Source organism: Enterobacter sp. RCC_40 (assembly GCF_041360735.1).
In the GTDB taxonomy this organism is placed as follows: Bacteria; Pseudomonadota; Gammaproteobacteria; order Enterobacterales; family Enterobacteriaceae; genus Enterobacter; species Enterobacter ludwigii.
The window spans coordinates 821,746-840,647 of sequence record NZ_JBFUPR010000002.1; the positions used below are offsets into that span (position 1 = coordinate 821,746).

Genomic DNA, 18,902 nt, shown 5'->3' on the forward strand with positions numbered 1-18,902 from the left:
GTCTTTATGTATCTGACAGGCATCTTTCCATTCATAGAACCGTTTCGCTAGCCTGAAAGTGCTACAATTCTCAAGATTAAGTTACAAAAAGAAATCATGTGTAACCAAATGTGTATTTTTAGGAACTTTGTGAACCACCTCAAATTTCAGCGTCCACTGGCGAATTAAACGGCAGATACTTTGATATCTATATGAAAAGCTTATAATTAATTTAGATAAAGGCAATTCCTATAAACAGAAGCCAAACGGCTCATTTTTTCTTATGACCCGAAAAAGACTTCTGGATGGCTGTAAAACTGGTTGAATTTTGTGCTATTGCTTCAGATTGCAATAAGCGCAATAAGAATAGGGTTTATTTTTTGTGCGTAGATGTTTCGTGGAAACAAAACGTAACAGGTAGTGGTTGTAACGGGGTTGTGGTTTAAAAATGCTGACTTTGCGCTGACGAAAACTGACAATGCAGAATAAAATAATGGCCAGCAATTGCTGGCCATTTGTTATTCAGTCGATTAGAAACTGGCGTTACGCGGTGTGCGTGGGAATGGAATAACGTCACGGACGTTCTGAACACCGGTGACATAGGCGATCAGACGCTCAAAGCCCAGACCAAAACCGGCATGCGGGACGGTACCGTAACGGCGTAAATCGCGATACCAGCTGTAATCCGCAGGATTAAGGCCCATCTCTTCCATGCGTGCGTCCAGTACGTCAAGACGCTCTTCACGCTGAGAACCACCGATGATTTCACCAATGCCCGGTGCCAGGACGTCCATCGCCGCAACGGTTTTACCGTCTTCGTTAAGGCGCATATAGAAGGCCTTAATGTCTTTCGGGTAGTTTTTCACCACAACCGGTGCTTTGAAGTGCTTCTCGGCCAGGTAACGCTCGTGCTCAGACGCCAGGTCAACGCCCCAGTAAACCGGGTTCTCAAACTTCTCACCGCATTTCTCGAGGATGGCCACCGCGTCGGTGTAGTCCACCTGCGCGAAATCTGCTGAGACGAAACGCTCCAGACGTGCGACTGCATCGCTGTCGACACGCTCTGCGAAGAATTTCATGTCGTCAGGACGCTCTTCCAGCACCGCTTTGAAGACATATTTCAGCATCGCTTCTGCCAGACCCGCGACATCATCCAGATCTGCGAACGCCACTTCAGGCTCCAGCATCCAGAATTCCGCCAGGTGACGGCTGGTGTTGGAGTTTTCTGCACGGAAGGTAGGACCAAAGGTGTAGATTTTGGACAGCGCGCAGGCGTAAGTTTCACCGTTGAGCTGACCAGAAACCGTCAGGAAGGCCTCTTTACCGAAGAAGTCTTTGTCATAGTCCACTTTACCTTCTGACGTACGCGGCAGGTTTTCCATGTCCAGCGTAGAGACGCGGAACATTTCACCCGCGCCTTCCGTATCGGACGCGGTGATCAGTGGGGTAGACACCCAGAAATAACCCTGCTCGTCGAAGAAACGATGCAGCGCCTGCGCCAGCGTATGACGCACGCGGGCAACCGCACCAATCAGGTTGGTGCGTGGACGCAGGTGCGCCACTTCACGCAGGTATTCGATGCTGTGACGTTTTGCCGCCATTGGGTAGGTGTCGGGATCTTCAACCCAGCCAGTGACTTCAATGGCTGAGGCCTGAATTTCGAAACTCTGACCCTGACCAGGTGATGCCACAACAACACCGGTTACGATAACGGAACAACCCGTTGTCAGGCGCAGAACGTCATCATTGTAATTGGGCAGAGAATTATTAATGACGGCCTGTACAGGATCAAAGCAGGAACCGTCATAGACGGCAAGGAAGGAGATGCCAGCTTTAGAATCTCGGCGAGTACGCACCCATCCGCGCACGGTGACTTCTTGGTCAACGGCGACACGGCCCTGGAGTACGTCGGCTACAGGCACAACGCTCATAATATTCTCTCTGTTAATAGTCGGAAAAAATAAACACTTGTCCACCCTTACTGGGGGGGATATCTATGTTACCTGGCATCCGCCATCAGACAAGCAGATTTCGCAGTCAAAAGAGAAGAATTAAGAAATAAATTGAGGAGAGGGGAGCCTGAAAGGCTCCCGAAAGCAGTTAACTGGCTTTTTTGATCTGCGGCAGATCGAATGCTTTGCGTAATGCGCGCACAAAGGCTTTGTCATGGCAGATGGTTTTACCGGGGCTATCGGAGAGCTTCGCTACCGGCTTACCGTTACATTCCACCAGTTTTATCACGATGTTCAGAGGTTTTACCTGAGGGATGTCGCAGGTCAGGCGGGTGCCAATCCCAAAGCTCAGGTTAATTCTGGAGGTGAAATGACGATAGAGATCGACCGCTTTCGCCAGATCGAGGTTATCAGAGAAGACCAGCACCTTGCTCATCGGGTCAATGCCCAGTTTTTCGTAATGGGCAATGGCCTTTTCACCCCATTCAACCGGATCCCCGGAATCATGGCGTAATCCCTGATACCGTTCGGCAAATTCAGGGCCAAAATCACGCAGGAACGCGTCCATCGTAATACAGTCGGTAAGCGCGATGCCCAGTTGATTGGGATACTCTTCCAGCCACGCGGCCAGTGCGGCACGCTGGCTGTTTGCCAGGTCCGGGCTTATCTGCTGATGCGCCTGGAACCACTCATGCGCCTGGGTGCCCATCGGGGTCAGATCCAGACGACGTGCCAGATCGTAGTTGCTGGTGCCCACGAACCACGGCTCCTGCTGCAGACGCTTCACAATAGCCTGCTGCACTTCGCGAGAGAAACGGCGACGCGTGCCAAAATCCATCAGGCGGAAGCGGGACATATCGAGCCCTTCGGTCAGCGTTGAGAATGCGGCCAGTTTATTTTCCAGCGACGCGACCGCCTGCTCAACGCCGGTTTCCGGCGAACGGTAGCGGTGGGCCAGTTCACTGATCACCGCGAGAAGCGGAACTTCCCACATGATCACTTCACGCCACGGTCCTTCAAGACGAATATCCAGCTTGCCGTTATCATTGACCACGGTCACCTGCTCCGGCTTATAGCGGAAGTCGCGCAGCCAGTTCAGGTAGTCAGCTTTAAAGAAGGGCAGGCCAGAGAGCCACTGATATTCGTCGTCCTGCAGCGTCAGATGCTGCATAGCATCGACCTGTTCACGAATGGAGTCTGCGTAGATACCGAGCAAGTCGTCACCACGGCAGCGGAATTCCGCCGCGACATGGACGTCATAGTAATGGTGGAAAACGGCTTGCTGCATATGCAGTTTATACGCGTCGGTATCCAGCAATGTATGCAGAACAGGAGAAGCGAATTGAGTCATAGGTGCGCAGTAGCATCCTCTCACAGGAGCGTTTAGTACAATAAACAACTCCGGAGTATACCTTGTTTAGTGATTTATTGAACCCCGATCACAACATAAGCGCTCTTTATGGTCGAGGGCATTTTGTGCCCCGTGTTATACAAATGTAGCGAAAAAGGTGTTTGTACCTGAAAAGATGAACATTCTGCATAGCGCGTTTTACACAACAGGAATAGACTGGATTCGTTATTCGACAAACGATGCATAAGGTTTTCTATGACACAACAGCCACAAGCCAAATACCGCCACGACTACCGTGCGCCGGATTACCTGATTAGCGATATCGATCTGACTTTTGACCTGGATGCCACTAAAACCGTTGTCACGGCGGTAAGCCAGCTCACGCGCCAGAGCGCGACGGCTGTGCCGCTGCGTCTGGATGGTGAAGACCTGACGCTGGTCTCCGTGCAGATCAATGATCAAGCATGGTCTGACTATAAAATAGAAGGCAACCAGCTGGTTATCGACAACCTGCCGGAACGCTTTACGCTGCGCATCGTGAATGAAATCAGCCCGGCTGCCAACACGGCGCTGGAAGGGCTTTACCAGTCTGGCGTGGCCCTGTGCACCCAGTGTGAGGCCGAAGGTTTCCGCCACATTACCTGGTATCTTGACCGCCCGGACGTGCTGGCACGATTTACAACGAAAATCATCGCCGATAAAACCCTCTATCCGTTCCTGCTTTCCAACGGCAACCGCGTAGGTGAAGGCGAGCTGGAAAACGGTCGCCACTGGGTACAGTGGCAGGATCCGTTCCCGAAACCGTGCTACCTGTTTGCGCTGGTGGCGGGTGATTTCGACGTGCTGCGTGATACGTTCAAAACCCGTTCAGGCCGCGACGTCGCGCTGGAGTTGTTCGTCGACCGCGGCAACCTGGACCGCGCGCCATGGGCGATGACCTCGCTTATCAACTCCATGAAGTGGGATGAAGAGCGCTTTGGCCTCGAGTATGACCTCGACATCTATATGATCGTTGCTGTCGACTTCTTCAACATGGGCGCGATGGAGAATAAAGGTCTTAACGTCTTTAACTCCAAATACGTGCTGGCACGTACCGATACCGCGACCGATAAAGATTACCTGGATATTGAACGCGTCATCGGACACGAGTATTTCCATAACTGGACCGGAAACCGCGTCACCTGCCGTGACTGGTTCCAGCTGAGCCTGAAAGAGGGCCTGACCGTCTTCCGTGACCAAGAGTTCAGTTCCGATCTGGGTTCCCGTGCGGTGAACCGCATTAACAACGTGCGCACCATGCGTGGCCTGCAGTTTGCGGAAGATGCCAGCCCAATGGCACACCCTATCCGTCCCGATAAAGTCATTGAGATGAATAACTTCTACACCCTGACGGTGTACGAAAAAGGGGCGGAAATTATCCGCATGATCCATACCCTGCTGGGTGAAGAGAACTTCCAGAAAGGGATGCAGCTCTACTTCGAGCGTCATGACGGCAGCGCAGCCACCTGCGACGATTTTGTGCAGGCGATGGAGGATGCGTCTAATGTCGATCTTTCCCATTTCCGCCGCTGGTACAGCCAGGCCGGGACGCCGATTGTCACCGTCAAAGACGACTACAATCCGGAAACCGAGCAGTACACCCTGACCATCAGCCAGCGCACGCCGCCAACAGCAGAGCAGGAAGAAAAACACCCGCTGCACATTCCGTTCAGTATTGAACTGTATGACAACGAGGGTAACGTGATCCCGCTGCAGAAGGGCGGCCATCCGGTCCACCACGTTCTGAACGTGACCCAGGCGGAACAGACCTTTATCTTTGATAACGTCTATTTCCAGCCGGTTCCCGCGCTGCTGTGTGAATTCTCTGCGCCCGTGAAACTGGAATATAAGTGGAGCGACCAGCAACTGACGTTCCTGATGCGCCATGCGCGCAATGACTTCTCACGCTGGGATGCGGCGCAAAGCCTGCTGGCGACCTACATCAAGCTGAACGTTAATCGTCATCAGCAGGGCCAGCCGCTGTCGCTGCCGGTTCACGTTGCGGATGCATTCCGCGCAGTCCTGCTGGATGAGAAGATTGACCCGGCGTTGGCGGCTGAAATTCTGACGTTGCCATCCGCAGGCGAAATCGCCGAACTGTTCGACATCATCGATCCGATTGCCATTGTGGCGGTGCGTGAAGCGCTGACCCGTACGCTGGCGAACGAGCTTGCAGACGAATTCCTCGCAATCTACAACGCTAATAAGCTTGACGCTTATCGTGTGGAACATGCTGACATCGGTAAACGTTCCCTGCGTAACACCTGCCTGCGTTATCTGGCCTTCGGTGAGCGCGAGCTGGCAAACACGCTGGTGAGCAAGCAGTATCACGAAGCAGACAACATGACCGACGCGCTGGCAGCCCTGGCTGCAAGTGTTGCCGCCGAACTGCCATGCCGTGATGCGCTGATGCAGGAGTACGATGACAAGTGGCATCAGGATGGTCTGGTCATGGACAAGTGGTTCATCCTGCAGGCCACCAGCCCGGCGGCCGATGCCCTCAGCAATGTACGCAGTCTGCTGAAGCATCGCTCCTTCACCATGAGCAACCCAAACCGCGTGCGTTCCCTGATTGGCGCGTTTGCCAGCAGCAACCCGGCGGCGTTCCATGCGGAAGATGGCAGCGGTTATCAGTTTATGGTGGAAATGTTGACCGAGCTGAACAGCCGTAACCCACAGGTGGCGTCACGCCTGATTGAGCCGCTGATCCGTCTGAAACGCTATGATGCACAGCGCCAGGCGAAAATGCGTGCTGCGCTTGAGCAGCTGAAAGGGCTGGAAAACCTGTCTGGCGATCTGTACGAGAAGATCGCTAAGGCACTGGCCTGATCGAAAGACCCATCCTCCCTCTCCCGGTGGGAGAGGGAGGATGTCAGCCGTGAGCCGTCATTAACGCTCGCTCGCTGACCCCGCGCTTCATCACCCGATTCAGCACTTCCGCCTCCAGCTCTGCCAGTCTTGCCGACCCTACGCGGCGCGGACGCGCAATATCGACCGTGACATCAAGACCGATTTTCCCTTCTTCTATTAGCAGCACGCGGTCTGCCATCGCGACGGCTTCGCTCACGTCGTGCGTCACCAGAAGTACCGTAAAGCCATGCTTTTGCCAGAGCGCGGCAATCAGGTCCTGCATTTCGATTCGCGTCAGGGCGTCGAGCGCGCCGAGTGGCTCATCCAACAGCAGCAAGCCCGGACGATGTATCAGCGCTCGCGCCAGCGCCACGCGTTGCTTCTGCCCGCCGGAGAGCGCAGCAGGCCATTCATCCGCACGGTTTTCCAGCCCTACGGCGGCCAACGCCTGGCGGGCTTCATCCCGCCAGTTGCCGTTGAGGCCCAGTCCGACATTATCAATCACCGTTTTCCAGGGCAGCAGGCGCGCGTCCTGAAACATCATGCGGGTATCATCCTGAATAGTGGCCAGCGGTGTCGCGCCTGCCAGAATTTCGCCGCCGTTGGGGGATTCTAGCCCGGCTAAAAGGCGTAACAGCGTACTCTTGCCGCCGCCACTGCGGCCCACAATGGCGACAAATTGTCCGGCAGGAATATGCAGATCCAGCGCGTTGAGAATCGTGTTTTCGCCATAGCGCTTCGTGACACCGTTAAGGAGCAGCGGTGTACCCTGAGTCAGTCGGGCAGTATTCATGCTTTAGCCTCCTGTCAAATATAGGCTGGATTCCAGCGCAGCCAGCTGCGTTCCAGCCACTGGGCGCTGACGTCGGCAAGTTTGCCGAGCAGGGCATAGAGGATAATGGCCACCACCACCACGTCCGTTTGCAGGAATTCGCGGGCGTTCATCGCCAGATAGCCAATCCCTGAGTTTGCAGAGATGGTCTCTGCCACAATCAGCGTCAGCCACATCAGGCCGAGCGCAAAGCGCACGCCGACCATTATGGAGGGCAGGGCGCCCGGCAGGATCACATGCATAAAGAGGGCAAAACCGGACAGGCCGTAACTGCGTGCCATTTCGACCAGTCCGCGATCGATGTTGCGGATCCCATGCCAGGTATTAATGTAAATCGGGAACAGCGTACCCAGCGCGACGAGAAAAATTTTGGCGCTCTCATCAATACCAAACCATAAAATGACCAGCGGAATCAGCGCCAGATGCGGCACGTTACGCAGCATCTGAATGGAGGTATCGAGCAGCCGCTCGCCCCAGCGAGAAAGCCCGCTGATCAGACCCAGTACCAGGCCGATGCTTCCGCCAATCGAAAAACCAATTACCGCACGCCATGAGCTGATGGCCAAATGCTGCCAGAGTTCGCCGCTGACGCTCAGCGACCAGAATGCCTCTATTACGCCCTCCGGAGAGGGCAGGATACGGCTCGACAGCCAGCCGGCAGAGGACGCGAGTTGCCAGACAAGCACAATGCCAACGGGTAAAAACCATGGGGCGGCACGTAGCAACCATTTTTGTGAGGGGGCAGTCATGGCAACTCCTTAACTTTGTGCGGCTCTTCGCGGGATAAACTCGTTAGCCACGGCTTCGCCCTGAAGCTGGAGCTGGCGGGGCTGCGGTACGTCCGGGATGGTGACATCAAGATGCGGGAATAACAGCTCGCCCACTTTGTAGGCCTCTTCCAGGTGCGGATAACCGGAGAGGATAAAACTGTCGATACCCAGGTCCGCGTATTCATTGATCCGCGCAGCCACCGTTGGACCGTCGCCGACCAGCGCGGTACCCGCACCGCCGCGCACCAGGCCGACGCCCGCCCACAGGTTCGGGCTGATCTCCAGATTCTCGCGCTTACCGTTGTGCAATGACGCCATTCTGTGCTGGCCGACGGAGTCGGTTTTCGCAAACGCCGCCTGAGCTTTAGCGATAGTCTCATCATCCAGATGCGCGATCAGCCGGTCGGCCGCCTGCCAGGCTTCTTCATTGGTTTCACGCACAATCACATGCAGGCGAATACCAAAGCGCACCTTGCGACCATGCGCTGCCGCTTTAGCGCGCACCTGGGCAATTTTCTCTTTGACCAGCTCGGGCGGCTCACCCCAGGTGAGGTAGAGATCAACCTGTTCTGCCGCCAGATCCTGCGCCACATCTGATGAGCCGCCGAAGTAAAGAGGAGGGCGCGGCTGCTGCACCGGCGGGAAGTAGAGCCTGGCGTCGCGAACGTGAATATGTTTACCTTCGAAGGTGACGGTTTCCCCCTCCAGCAGACGTCGCCAGACGCGGGTGAACTCGGCGGACGCTTCATAGCGTTCGGTGTGATCGAGGAACACGCCGTCACCCGCCAGCTCCTGCGGATCGCTTCCGGTGACCAGGTTAAACAGGGCCCGGCCGTTAGAGAGCCTGTCGAGCGTTGCCGCCTGGCGCGCCGCGACGGTCGGGGAGACCACGCTCGGACGCAGTGCCACGAGGAACTTCAGGCGTTGGGTCACGGGGATCATCGATGCGGCTACCAGCCACGCATCCTCGCACGAGCGTCCTGTGGGGATCAGTACGCCGGTAAAACCGATTCGGTCGGCTGCCTGCGCAATCTGCTGCAGATAGCCGTGGTCAACCGGGCGTGAACCCTCTTCTGTGCCAAGATAGTGTCCATCACCGTGGGTGGGTAAAAACCAGAAAAGATTCAGACTCATGATTTGGTTCCTTCTTTGCCTGCGGGTTGCCAGATGCGTTCGCGAATATTCACCTGTTTTGGAACAAGGCGATTTTGATAGAAGAGATCTGCGGTTTGCTGCTGCAGCGCAGCGACGTGTGCGTCCACCGGGGTAATGGTGGTCTGTGGACGGTGATCGAGATAGCTCGCGATCACCGGCTCAGGTAAGCCCATGGTTTTCGCCAGCAGGGTAATGCTTTCCTGACGTTGGCTTTGCGTTAGCGCATCCGCCTGAGTAAAGGTGTTGAGGACATCCTGAATAAAAGCGCCATTCTTTTCCGCATACGGGCGCGCGGCGAGGTAGAACGAGCCGGTTTGTTTCAGCGTGGTGCCATCTTTTAATACCCGCACGCCACCCTGCAGTAAAGCTGCGGAGTAGTAGGGATCCCAGATAGCCCATGCGTCGACATTGCCCTGCTGGAAAGCGGCTCGAGCATCAGCCGGCGTCAAATAAACGGGTTGAATGTCGGTGAATTTAAGCCCGACCTCCTGCAGGGCCCGCAGCAGCAGGTTATGTGAGCTTGAGCCTTTCTGGAATGCAACCTTGTGGCCTTTGAGATCGGCGACCGTCTTAATGGTGCTATTTTCAGGGACCAGAATGACCTCAGCCTTCGGCTTGGCCGGCTCAACGCCGACATAAACCAGGTCGGCCCCCACCGCCTGCGCGAATATTGGCGGAATATCCCCGGTGCTGCCGAGGTCGATGCTTCCGACATTCAGGGCTTCCAGCATTTGCGGGCCAGCAGGGAACTCAATCCAGGAGAATGTGGTCTTCGGGAAGCGTTTTTCCAGAAGCTGATGGCTTTTAGCCAGCACCATACTGACGCTGCCTTTCTGATAGCCGATGCGTAAATGTTCAGGCGCCGTCTCTGCCGCGTGGGCCAGCGAGGTGAGCGCTAACAGCCCGGCCAGTCCGAGACGGGTTAATCTTTTAAACATGGGCGACTCCCTGTGAATGGTTAAACGCCGGGGCGTGGATATCTCTGCGGTGCAGGGCATGCCAGAAGGTTTCAAGGGCGCTGTCGAGACGGGTTTGCAGATTCGGCGTGAAGTGAGGTTTGTGTTGATAATCGATAACCTGCGAGTCGTCGGCAAAGACGCCGTGGAGGATCTCCTGCGCTTTTAGCGCATTGAGTACCGGCTTGAGGGCATAATCCACCGCCAGTAAATGGGCCACCGTGCCGCCCGTTGCCAGTGGCAGGACTACTTTGCCGTCCAGCGCACGTTCAGGCAGCAGATCGAGCAGGGTTTTCAGGGCCCCGGAAAACGAAGCTTTATAGATAGGCGTCGCCACGATTAAGCCATCAGCCCCTTTAAGCTGTTCAGTCAGCGTTTGCAGCGCCGGACTGTCAAAACGGGCGTAGAGCAGATCCTCGGGGTCGAAGTTATGCAGATTCCAGTGGCATACTTCCACATCCAGAGCATTGAGCTTTTCACGGGCATATTCCAGCAGTGCGCTGGAGCGAGAGGGGAATCGTGGACTTCCGGCCAGGGTTATGACGCGCATGCATGCTCCTTATAACTAATTGTTTGCTTTTATCTAACATTCATAACAATTTTCAGGAGTGTGACACTGCCCGGTTATTCCACTAAATGATTTATCTGCAATTTAAATGCGAAAAAGCGCATAAGAACGGGGCTGCGAGGTAAACGATTGCGTCTAACGGTGTTTTTTTTGCCACAGGTCAATTCCCTTTCCGGGCCGGATCGCACATAATCCCCTCCCGGTTTGCACACCGGGAATCCAGGAGAGTTCATGTACTACCCCTTCGTTCGTAAAGCCCTTTTCCAGCTCGATCCTGAGCGCGCTCATGAATTTACATTCCAGCAGTTACGTCGTATTACCGGAACGCCGCTGGCCGCACTGGTGCGTCAAAACGTGCCGGAAAAACCTGTGCAATGCATGGGCCTGACCTTTAAAAATCCGCTGGGTCTCGCGGCGGGTCTGGATAAAAATGGTGAGTGCATTGATGCCCTGGGCGCGATGGGCTTTGGCTCCATCGAAATCGGTACCGTCACGCCGCGTCCGCAGCCAGGTAATGATAAGCCGCGTCTGTTCCGCCTGGTCGAAGCCGAAGGGCTGATCAACCGCATGGGCTTTAATAACCTCGGCGTTGATCACCTTGTTGAGAACGTAAAAAAAGCCCATTTTGATGGTGTATTGGGCATCAATATTGGCAAAAATAAAGACACGCCGGTAGAGCAGGGTAAAGATGACTATCTGATTTGTATGGAAAAAGTCTATGCCTACGCGGGGTATATTGCGGTGAATATTTCCTCACCAAATACCCCAGGTCTGCGCTCTTTACAATATGGCGAAGCACTGGACGATCTTCTGAGTGCCATTAAAAATAAACAAAATGAGCTCCAGGCGATCCACCATAAATATGTTCCGGTCGCGGTTAAGATCGCACCGGATCTTTCTGCTGAAGAATTGATCCAGGTTGCCGACAGTTTAGTTCGCCATAATATTGACGGGGTGATTGCGACCAATACCACACTCGATCGCTCGCTCGTTCAGGGAATGAAAAACTGTGACGAAGCGGGTGGGTTAAGTGGACGTCCGGTACAATTAAAAAGCACAGAAATTATTCGTGCCCTGTCAGCAGAATTAAAAGGACGACTGCCGATTATTGGCGTCGGTGGTATCGACTCCGTGATTGCGGCTCGCGAGAAGATGGCGGCGGGTGCCTCACTGGTGCAAATCTATTCCGGTTTTATTTTTAAAGGACCGCAGCTGATTAAAGAAATCGTTACTCATATCTAATCTTTTCTCTTTATCAGACAACCAGGGCTTTATTTCCAGCCCTGGTTGTTTTATATTCCGTCATTGTTGCTTATTTAGTCATTATAGTCTTTTATTAATGGTGTTATAAACGAAGCGGCGAACAGGACATTTTTAGTACAGGAAGTTTGGGGACGGGAGAGAAACATGCGAATTAAACCTGACGATAACTGGCGCTGGTATTTTTGTGACGAGCATGACCGCATGATGCTCGATTTAGCCAATGGTATGTTGTTTCGTTCCCGTTTTGCTCGCCGAATGTTAACCCCGGACGCCTTCTCCCCGTCAGGCTTTTGTGTTGACGACGCTGCGCTTTATTTCTCCTTTGAAGAAAAATGCCGCGACCTGGTGCTTTCTAAAGAGCAGCGCGCCGAACTGGTATTAAACGCGTTAGTGGCCATTCGATTCCTGAAACCGCAAATGCCGAAAAGCTGGCATTTTTTACCGCACAGCATGAACTGGTCCCCCGCCACCGGCGATGCGGCGAGCGTAAACCTGAGCGATACCGCTGAAGAGGTGAGCCTGCTGGTGGTTGAGCCTGGCGAAAATGCCGCGCTCTGTCTGCTGGCCCAGCCCGGTGTGACCATTGCCGGGCGGACGATGCAACTGGGGGATGCCATTAAGGTAATGAATGACAGGCTGAAACCGCAGCAACGCGTAGACGCTTTCAGCCTCGAGCAGGCCGTTTAAGCTTCCAGCTGTACCGACGTTTTCGGAATACAGCTGCAGCACAGAATTGTACCATCATCGCCAATCGCGGATTTTTTCAGCGCGCTGACTTCCCCTTCGACCAGCTTGATTCGACAGCACCCACAGATGCCTGCCCGGCAGGAGTAAGGTACGCGGATCCCCGCTTGTTCCAGCTGTTCAAGTAAAACCTGCTGATTGTTGCCGCGGATAACGGTGCCCTGCCAGTGAATGTCTACGGGCGAGCTGGCCGGCGTCTCAACGTCGACGAACTCTTCTTCCTGACCTGCGCCATACACTCTTGCGGGTCCACGGGCGAGAATTTCGACTTCGTCGCCCACGCGGATGACGCCGCTTGAGCGCGGAATGAGGTTCTGGCCGAAATCCACATCGCCATTGTCCTGCGCTGTGCGGAATGACTGCAGCGTTTTTAACGGCTCGCCGGAAGGGTGTTTCTGGCCTTTTTCGGGACTGACGGTGGTAAAGATACAGCGGCTGCAGGGCTTCACGACATCAAATACCACGCTGCCGATACGGATCACTTTCCAGGTATCCTCTTCCCAGGCGTCAGCGCCTGTAACAACCAGGTTGGGACGAAACTGCTCCATCTGAACGCTGGCTTTACAGCGACGCTGCAGGTCGCGCAGGGAGGCGTCGTTAGTCAACAGGAAGGGGAAGCCGTCCGCGAATGAGAGCGGGACCGCCTCGTGGCGCTTAACGCGCCGCGTCAGCGCCGGGCCGACCCAGCGCAGCTGCACATCCCGGGAGAAGAAGCCGCTCAGCCAGCGGTTAATGTCATCCGGGGCGATGCGCGCGGTAAAATGATTGCCCCACACTTCCGTTGGCGCTTCGACAGGCGCAAAATCAGCAAAGCGGATCACCACGCTGGAGCCATCCGGCGCGGTGAGATGCAAACCGTCATAAAGCGGGGAAGGGGTAAAGCGAACCATTTGTGGGAACTGGCGTGCGGTAATGAACGTACCGTCAGGTTCGGTGACCATAAAGATACGATCGAAGGCAAATCCGCTCATGTCGGCCAGCGCGTGTGAAACGCCGATCCCGCGCATGGATTTCACCGGATGAATAAAAAGCCTGGATAACGTCGCCACTGCACAGCCCCTCGAATGAAAATAAGCCTTCAACTTTATGACATACACGCCATATTAGCTATAATGCGCGACAATTTTCTAAGAGTAAAAGTGACGATATGAATTCTCTGTTTGCCAGTACGGCCCGTGGGCTGGAAGAGCTGTTAAAAACTGAACTGGAAACCCTGGGTGCGCAAGAGTGCCAGGTGGTTCAGGGTGGTGTCCATTTTGAGGGCGACACACGGCTTATTTACCAGAGCCTGATGTGGAGCCGTCTGGCATCACGCATCATGCTGCCGATGAAAGAGTGCAAGGTTTACAGCGACCTTGACCTCTATACCGGCGTACAGATGATCGACTGGACAGAGATCTTCTCCCCGAATGCCACCTTTGCCGTGCACTTTAATGGCGTGAACGATGAGATCCGCAACAGCCAGTACGGTGCCCTGCGCGTTAAAGACGCCATTGTGGACTGCTTCACGCGTAAAAATAAGGAACGCCCAAACGTCGATCGTGAAAATCCCGATCTGCGGATCAACGTCTGGCTCAACGGCGACACCGCCAGTATCTCTCTGGATCTGAGCGGCGCGGGTCTGCACCTGCGTGGTTATCGCGATCGTACCGGTATGGCGCCCATCAAAGAGACTCTCGCCGCCGCCATCGTGATGCGTTCCGGCTGGCAGCCAGGCACACCGCTGCTCGACCCGATGTGTGGCTCCGGTACGCTGCTGATTGAGGCCGCTATGCTGGCCACCGACCGCGCACCGGGCCTGCACCGCGGCCATTGGGGCTTCGGCGGCTGGGCGCAGCACGATGAGGCGCTGTGGAAAGAGGTCAAAGACGAAGCGCAGACCCGTGCACGTAAAGGTCTGGCGGAGTACACCTCCCATTTCTACGGCTCTGACAGCGACTCACGCGTCATTGAGCGTGCGCGCAGCAACGCCCGCCGTGCCGGTATCGGCGAGCTGGTCACCTTCGAAGTGAAAGACGTGGCGAACCTGACCAATCCGCTGCCAAAAGGCCCATACGGTACCGTTATCAGCAACCCGCCTTACGGCGAGCGTCTTGATAGCGAACCGGCGCTGATTGCCCTGCACAGCCTGCTGGGCCGTAATATGAAAAATGACTTTGGCGGCTGGAACCTGTCGCTGTTTAGCGCCTCGCCAGAACTGCTGAGCTGTCTGCAACTGCGTGCCGAACGCCAGTTTAAGGCGAAAAACGGTCCGCTGGACTGCGTGCAGAAAAACTACCATCTGGCCGAGAAAGCGGCGGACAGTAAACCATCGGGTGTGGCGGAAGATTACGCTAACCGCCTGCGTAAGAATCTGAAGAAATTCGAAAAATGGGCGAAACAGGAAGGTATCGAATGTTATCGCCTGTATGATGCCGATCTGCCGGAGTACAACGTGGCGGTTGACCGTTACGCTGACTGGGTTGTGGTGCAGGAATATGCGCCGCCAAAAACGATTGATGCACAAAAAGCGCGTCAGCGTATGCTGGACGTGATTGCGGCAACAATTTCGGTGCTGGGCATTGCGCCTAACAAACTGGTGCTGAAAACCCGCGAGCGTCAGAAAGGGAAAAATCAGTATCAGAAAATGGGTGAGAAGGGTGACTTTATCGAGGTGGGCGAATACAACGCGCGCCTGTGGGTTAACCTGACCGATTATCTGGATACCGGTCTGTTCCTTGACCACCGTATCGCCCGCCGCATGCTGGGCCAGATGAGCAAGGGTAAAGACTTCCTGAACCTGTTCTCCTATACCGGCAGCGCCAGCGTGCATGCTGGCCTTGGCGGCGCGCGCAGTACCACCACGGTGGATATGTCCCGTACTTACCTGGAATGGGCAGAACGTAACCTGCGCCTGAACGGTCTCACCGGGCGTCAGCATCGTCTGATGCAGGCTGACGTGCTGGGCTGGCTACGCGAAACGGACGAACAATTTGATCTGATCTTCATCGATCCCCCAACGTTCTCTAACTCCAAGCGTATGGAAGATAGCTTTGACGTTCAACGCGATCACCTGCGCCTGATGACCGACCTGAAACGCCTGCTGCGTAAGGGCGGTACCATTATGTTCTCGAATAACAAACGCGGCTTCCGCATGGATCATGAGGGGCTGGCTGCTCTGGGACTGAAAGCACAAGAAATTAGCCAAAAAACGCTGTCCCAGGACTTTGCCCGTAATCGTCAGATCCATAACTGCTGGTTGATCTCCGCGGTCTGAAAGGAATAATACATGTCTTTAATTAGTATGCACGGCGCGTGGCTCTCTTTCAGCGACTCGCCGCTTCTCGACAATGCAGAACTGCACATCGAGGACAACGAGCGCGTCTGTCTGGTCGGCCGTAACGGCGCGGGTAAATCCACGCTGATGAAAATCCTCAACCGCGAACAGGGCCTGGACGACGGGCGTATTGTTTACGAGCAGGATCTTATCGTCTCTCGCCTGCAGCAGGATCCGCCGCGTCACGTGACCGGCAGCGTTTACGATTTTGTTGCCGAAGGTATCTCTGAGCAGGCCGAATACCTGAAGCGTTATCACGAGATTTCTCACCTGGTGATGACCGACCCGAGCGACAAGAATCTTAACGAACTGGCGAAAGTGCAGGAGATGCTCGATCACCACGGCCTGTGGCAGCTCGAAAACCGCATCAATGAAGTGCTGGCGCAGCTCGGACTGGAACCGGACATGGAGCTGTCGGCGCTTTCTGGCGGCTGGCTGCGTAAGGCTGCGCTTGGCCGCGCGCTGGTCAGCGGGCCGAAAGTGCTGCTGCTGGATGAACCGACGAACCACCTGGATATCGAAGCGATAGACTGGCTGGAAGGGTTCCTCAAAACCTTCAACGGGACCATTATCTTCATCTCCCACGACCGTTCGTTTATCCGCAATATGGCCACGCGTATTGTCGATCTCGATCGCGGCAAGCTGGTGACCTACCCTGGCGATTACGATACCTATCTGCTGGAGAAAGAAGAAAACCTGCGTGTGGAAGAGTTGCAGAACGCTGAATTCGACCGCAAGCTGGCGCAGGAAGAGGTCTGGATCCGTCAGGGCATCAAAGCTCGTCGTACCCGTAATGAAGGCCGCGTTCGCGCGCTGAAAGCGATGCGTCGTGAACGCAGCGAGCGCCGCGAAGTGATGGGCAGCGCCAGAATGCAGGTTGAAGAGGCCTCCCGTTCCGGCAAAATTGTCTTCGAAATGGAAAATGTCAACTATCAGGTTGATGGCAAAGTGCTGGTGAAAGACTTCTCCGCACAGGTTCAGCGTGGGGATAAAATCGCGCTGATCGGGCCGAATGGCTGCGGTAAAACCACGCTGTTGAAGCTGATGCTGGATCAGCTGAAGCCTGACAGCGGCCGCATTCACTGCGGGACTAAGCTCGAAGTGGCTTACTTCGACCAGCACCGTGCGGAGCTGGATCCGGACAGAACGGTGATGGATAACCTGGCGGAAGGTAAACAAGAGGTGATGGTTAACGGTAAGCCGCGCCATGTGCTGGGCTACCTGCAGGACTTCCTGTTCCATCCGAAACGCGCGCTGACGCCGGTACGCGCGTTGTCAGGCGGTGAGCGAAATCGTCTGCTGCTGGCACGTCTGTTCCTGAAGCCAAGTAACCTGCTGATCCTCGATGAACCAACAAACGACCTGGACGTGGAAACGCTCGAACTGCTGGAAGAGCTGATCGACGGCTATCAGGGAACCGTGATGCTGGTAAGCCACGACCGTCAGTTCGTCGATAACACCGTGACCGAGTGCTGGATCTTCGAAGGTGAAGGGCGAATCGGACAGTATGTGGGCGGCTATCACGATGCGAAAGGACAGCAGTCGCAGTCTCAGGCGCTAAAACAGGCTAAATCCAGAACCAGTTCCGAACCTGCTGTAACAAAAGCAGAAACTGTCAAGAAAACCTCGGTTAAACTAAGCTATAACCTGCAGCGCGAACTGGAAGGACTCCCTCAGCGTCTTGAAGAGCTGGAAGCCGCACTTGAAGATCTGCAGGCGCAGGTCGCTGATGCGTCATTCTTTACCCAATCGCATGACTATACTCAAAAAGTACTGGCAGAACTGTCCGCGGCTGAAAAAGCCCTGGAAGAAGCATTTGAGCGCTGGGAGTACCTTGAGTCTCTGAAGAACGGCGCATAAACAGGGATACAATATGTGTGACCAGCACCATGCCGACAGGCATATATTATGCTCTCAATGCGATATGCTCGTGGCGTTGCCAGAGCTTGGTCACGGACATAAAGCCCTGTGTCCCCGTTGCGGTACGACGTTGACAACCGAGTGGGACGCACCAAGGCAGCGTCCCACTGCTTATGCGCTGGCGGCGTTGTTCATGCTGCTGCTTTCCAATCTCTTCCCCTTCATTTATATGAAGGTGGGAGGGATGACCAGCCAGGTCGATTTGCTTGAAATTCCGGGGGTTATGTTCTCGGAAGACTATGCCAGCCTCGGCACCTTTTTCCTCCTGTTCGTACAGATCGTCCCGGCTTTTTGTCTGGTCGTCATTCTGTTGCTGGTGAACCGCGTCGCGATGCCCCTCGCACTTAAAATCTGGCTCGCGCGTATCCTGTTCCAGTTAAAAAGCTGGGGCATGGCCGAAATCTTTCTGGCAGGTATCCTGGTCAGTTTCGTCAAACTGATGGCGTATGGCGATGTGGGTATCGGCAGCAGCTTTGTACCCTGGTGTCTGTATTGCGTGCTGCAACTGCGCGCCTTCCAGTGTGTGGACAGACGTTGGGCGTGGGACGATATCGCGCCGGCACCGAGGCTGGTGCAGACGGTAAAGGTGGGGGTGCCAGGCATCCGCCAGGGGCTTCGTTCTTGCCCATGCTGCACCGCTGTGCTGCCAGCCGAACTGGATGTGTGCCCGCGTTGCGAAACAAAAGGATATGTGCGACGTAAAAATAGCCTGCAGTGGACAATGGCGCTGCTGGTGACTTCCATCATGTTGTACCTGCCGGCCAATATCCTGCCGATTATGATCACCGATTTGCTCGGTGACAAAATGCCCTCGACAATCCTTGCCGGGGTAATACTGCTGTGGGGTGAAGGCTCCTATCCCGTTGCGGGGGTGATCTTTATTGCCAGTATTATGGTACCCACGTTAAAAATGATCGCTATTGCCTGGCTCTGCTGGGATGCGAAAGGCCATGGCAAACGCGACAGCGAACGCATGCACCTGATTTATGAAGTCGTCGAGTTTGTTGGACGCTGGTCAATGATTGATGTGTTTGTTATTGCCGTTCTCTCTGCACTGGTGCGGATGGGCGGATTGATGAGTATTTATCCCGCGATGGGGGCATTAATGTTTGCGCTGGTCGTTATTATGACCATGTTCGCGGCCATGACCTTCGACCCTCGTTTATCGTGGGATCGTGAGCCTGAATCAAGCCATGAGGAACAGTAA

General features: G+C 54.9%; 14 protein-coding genes. 6 read left to right on the forward strand and 8 right to left on the reverse strand.

What is annotated here, in order from left to right:
- Positions 1 to 509: 509 nt before the first annotated feature.
- Positions 510 to 1,910, reverse strand: coding sequence for an asparagine--tRNA ligase (gene asnS / locus AB6731_RS11990; RefSeq protein ID WP_020884807.1), 1,401 nt, complete (start codon positions 1,908 to 1,910; stop codon positions 510 to 512).
- A gap of 169 nt (positions 1,911 to 2,079) precedes the next feature.
- A complete protein-coding gene (pncB, locus tag AB6731_RS11995; RefSeq protein WP_025204545.1) occupies positions 2,080 to 3,282 on the reverse strand; it encodes a nicotinate phosphoribosyltransferase in 1,203 nt (400 codons plus the stop codon).
- Positions 3,283 to 3,537: 255 nt separating this feature from the next.
- Between pncB and pepN the strand changes: the two genes are divergently transcribed.
- Positions 3,538 to 6,150, forward strand: a complete 2,613-nt coding sequence (pepN, locus tag AB6731_RS12000) for an aminopeptidase N (protein WP_014169413.1) — start codon at positions 3,538 to 3,540, stop codon at positions 6,148 to 6,150.
- 43 nt (positions 6,151 to 6,193) lie between these two features.
- Here pepN and ssuB read toward each other — a convergent pair whose 3' ends face one another.
- From ssuB to ssuE, 5 genes are read right to left on the reverse strand one after another with little or no spacing between them, the layout of a single operon-like run.
- A complete protein-coding gene (gene ssuB / locus AB6731_RS12005; RefSeq protein WP_032681326.1) occupies positions 6,194 to 6,964 on the reverse strand; it encodes an aliphatic sulfonates ABC transporter ATP-binding protein in 771 nt (256 codons plus the stop codon).
- 14 nt (positions 6,965 to 6,978) lie between these two features.
- Positions 6,979 to 7,752, reverse strand: a complete 774-nt coding sequence (ssuC, locus tag AB6731_RS12010) for an aliphatic sulfonate ABC transporter permease SsuC (protein WP_371006403.1) — start codon at positions 7,750 to 7,752, stop codon at positions 6,979 to 6,981.
- 9 nt (positions 7,753 to 7,761) lie between these two features.
- Positions 7,762 to 8,907 (reverse strand): FMNH2-dependent alkanesulfonate monooxygenase, encoded by a 1,146-nt coding sequence (ssuD, locus tag AB6731_RS12015; RefSeq protein WP_073395861.1) that lies wholly within the window; start codon positions 8,905 to 8,907, stop codon positions 7,762 to 7,764.
- Positions 8,904 to 9,866: a sulfonate ABC transporter substrate-binding protein gene (locus tag AB6731_RS12020; protein WP_371006404.1), complete on the reverse strand. Its 963-nt coding sequence runs from the start codon at positions 9,864 to 9,866 to the stop codon at positions 8,904 to 8,906. Before AB6731_RS12020 ends, ssuD begins: the two co-directional genes overlap by 4 nt.
- Positions 9,859 to 10,434 (reverse strand): NADPH-dependent FMN reductase, encoded by a 576-nt coding sequence (gene ssuE / locus AB6731_RS12025; RefSeq protein WP_014169418.1) that lies wholly within the window; start codon positions 10,432 to 10,434, stop codon positions 9,859 to 9,861. Before ssuE ends, AB6731_RS12020 begins: the two co-directional genes overlap by 8 nt.
- Positions 10,435 to 10,683: 249 nt before the next feature.
- On the opposite strand from ssuE, the gene pyrD reads away from it, so the two are divergent.
- Together pyrD and zapC are read left to right on the forward strand one after the other, a co-directional pair.
- On the forward strand, positions 10,684 to 11,694 hold the full coding sequence (gene pyrD, locus AB6731_RS12030) for a quinone-dependent dihydroorotate dehydrogenase (RefSeq protein WP_020884800.1): 1,011 nt from the start codon (positions 10,684 to 10,686) through the stop codon (positions 11,692 to 11,694).
- Positions 11,695 to 11,859: 165 nt separating this feature from the next.
- Positions 11,860 to 12,402, forward strand: coding sequence for a cell division protein ZapC (gene zapC / locus AB6731_RS12035; RefSeq protein ID WP_014169420.1), 543 nt, complete (start codon positions 11,860 to 11,862; stop codon positions 12,400 to 12,402).
- Here zapC and AB6731_RS12040 read toward each other — a convergent pair.
- Positions 12,399 to 13,508, reverse strand: coding sequence for a YcbX family protein (locus tag AB6731_RS12040; RefSeq protein ID WP_025204540.1), 1,110 nt, complete (start codon positions 13,506 to 13,508; stop codon positions 12,399 to 12,401). The genes zapC and AB6731_RS12040 overlap by 4 nt on opposite strands.
- Positions 13,509 to 13,606: 98 nt before the next feature.
- On the opposite strand from AB6731_RS12040, the gene rlmKL reads away from it, so the two are divergent.
- From rlmKL to pqiA, 3 genes are read left to right on the forward strand one after another with little or no spacing between them, the layout of a single operon-like run.
- Positions 13,607 to 15,715 carry a bifunctional 23S rRNA (guanine(2069)-N(7))-methyltransferase RlmK/23S rRNA (guanine(2445)-N(2))-methyltransferase RlmL gene (gene rlmKL, locus AB6731_RS12045; protein WP_032677814.1) on the forward strand — a complete coding sequence of 703 codons (2,109 nt, stop codon included), beginning with the start codon at positions 13,607 to 13,609 and terminating at the stop codon, positions 15,713 to 15,715.
- Positions 15,716 to 15,727: 12 nt separating this feature from the next.
- Entirely contained in the window at positions 15,728 to 17,635 is a 1,908-nt protein-coding gene (locus AB6731_RS12050; RefSeq protein ID WP_014169423.1) for an ABC transporter ATP-binding protein, read from the forward strand.
- 13 nt (positions 17,636 to 17,648) lie between these two features.
- Positions 17,649 to 18,902, forward strand: coding sequence for a membrane integrity-associated transporter subunit PqiA (pqiA, locus tag AB6731_RS12055; RefSeq protein WP_047742497.1), 1,254 nt, complete (start codon positions 17,649 to 17,651; stop codon positions 18,900 to 18,902).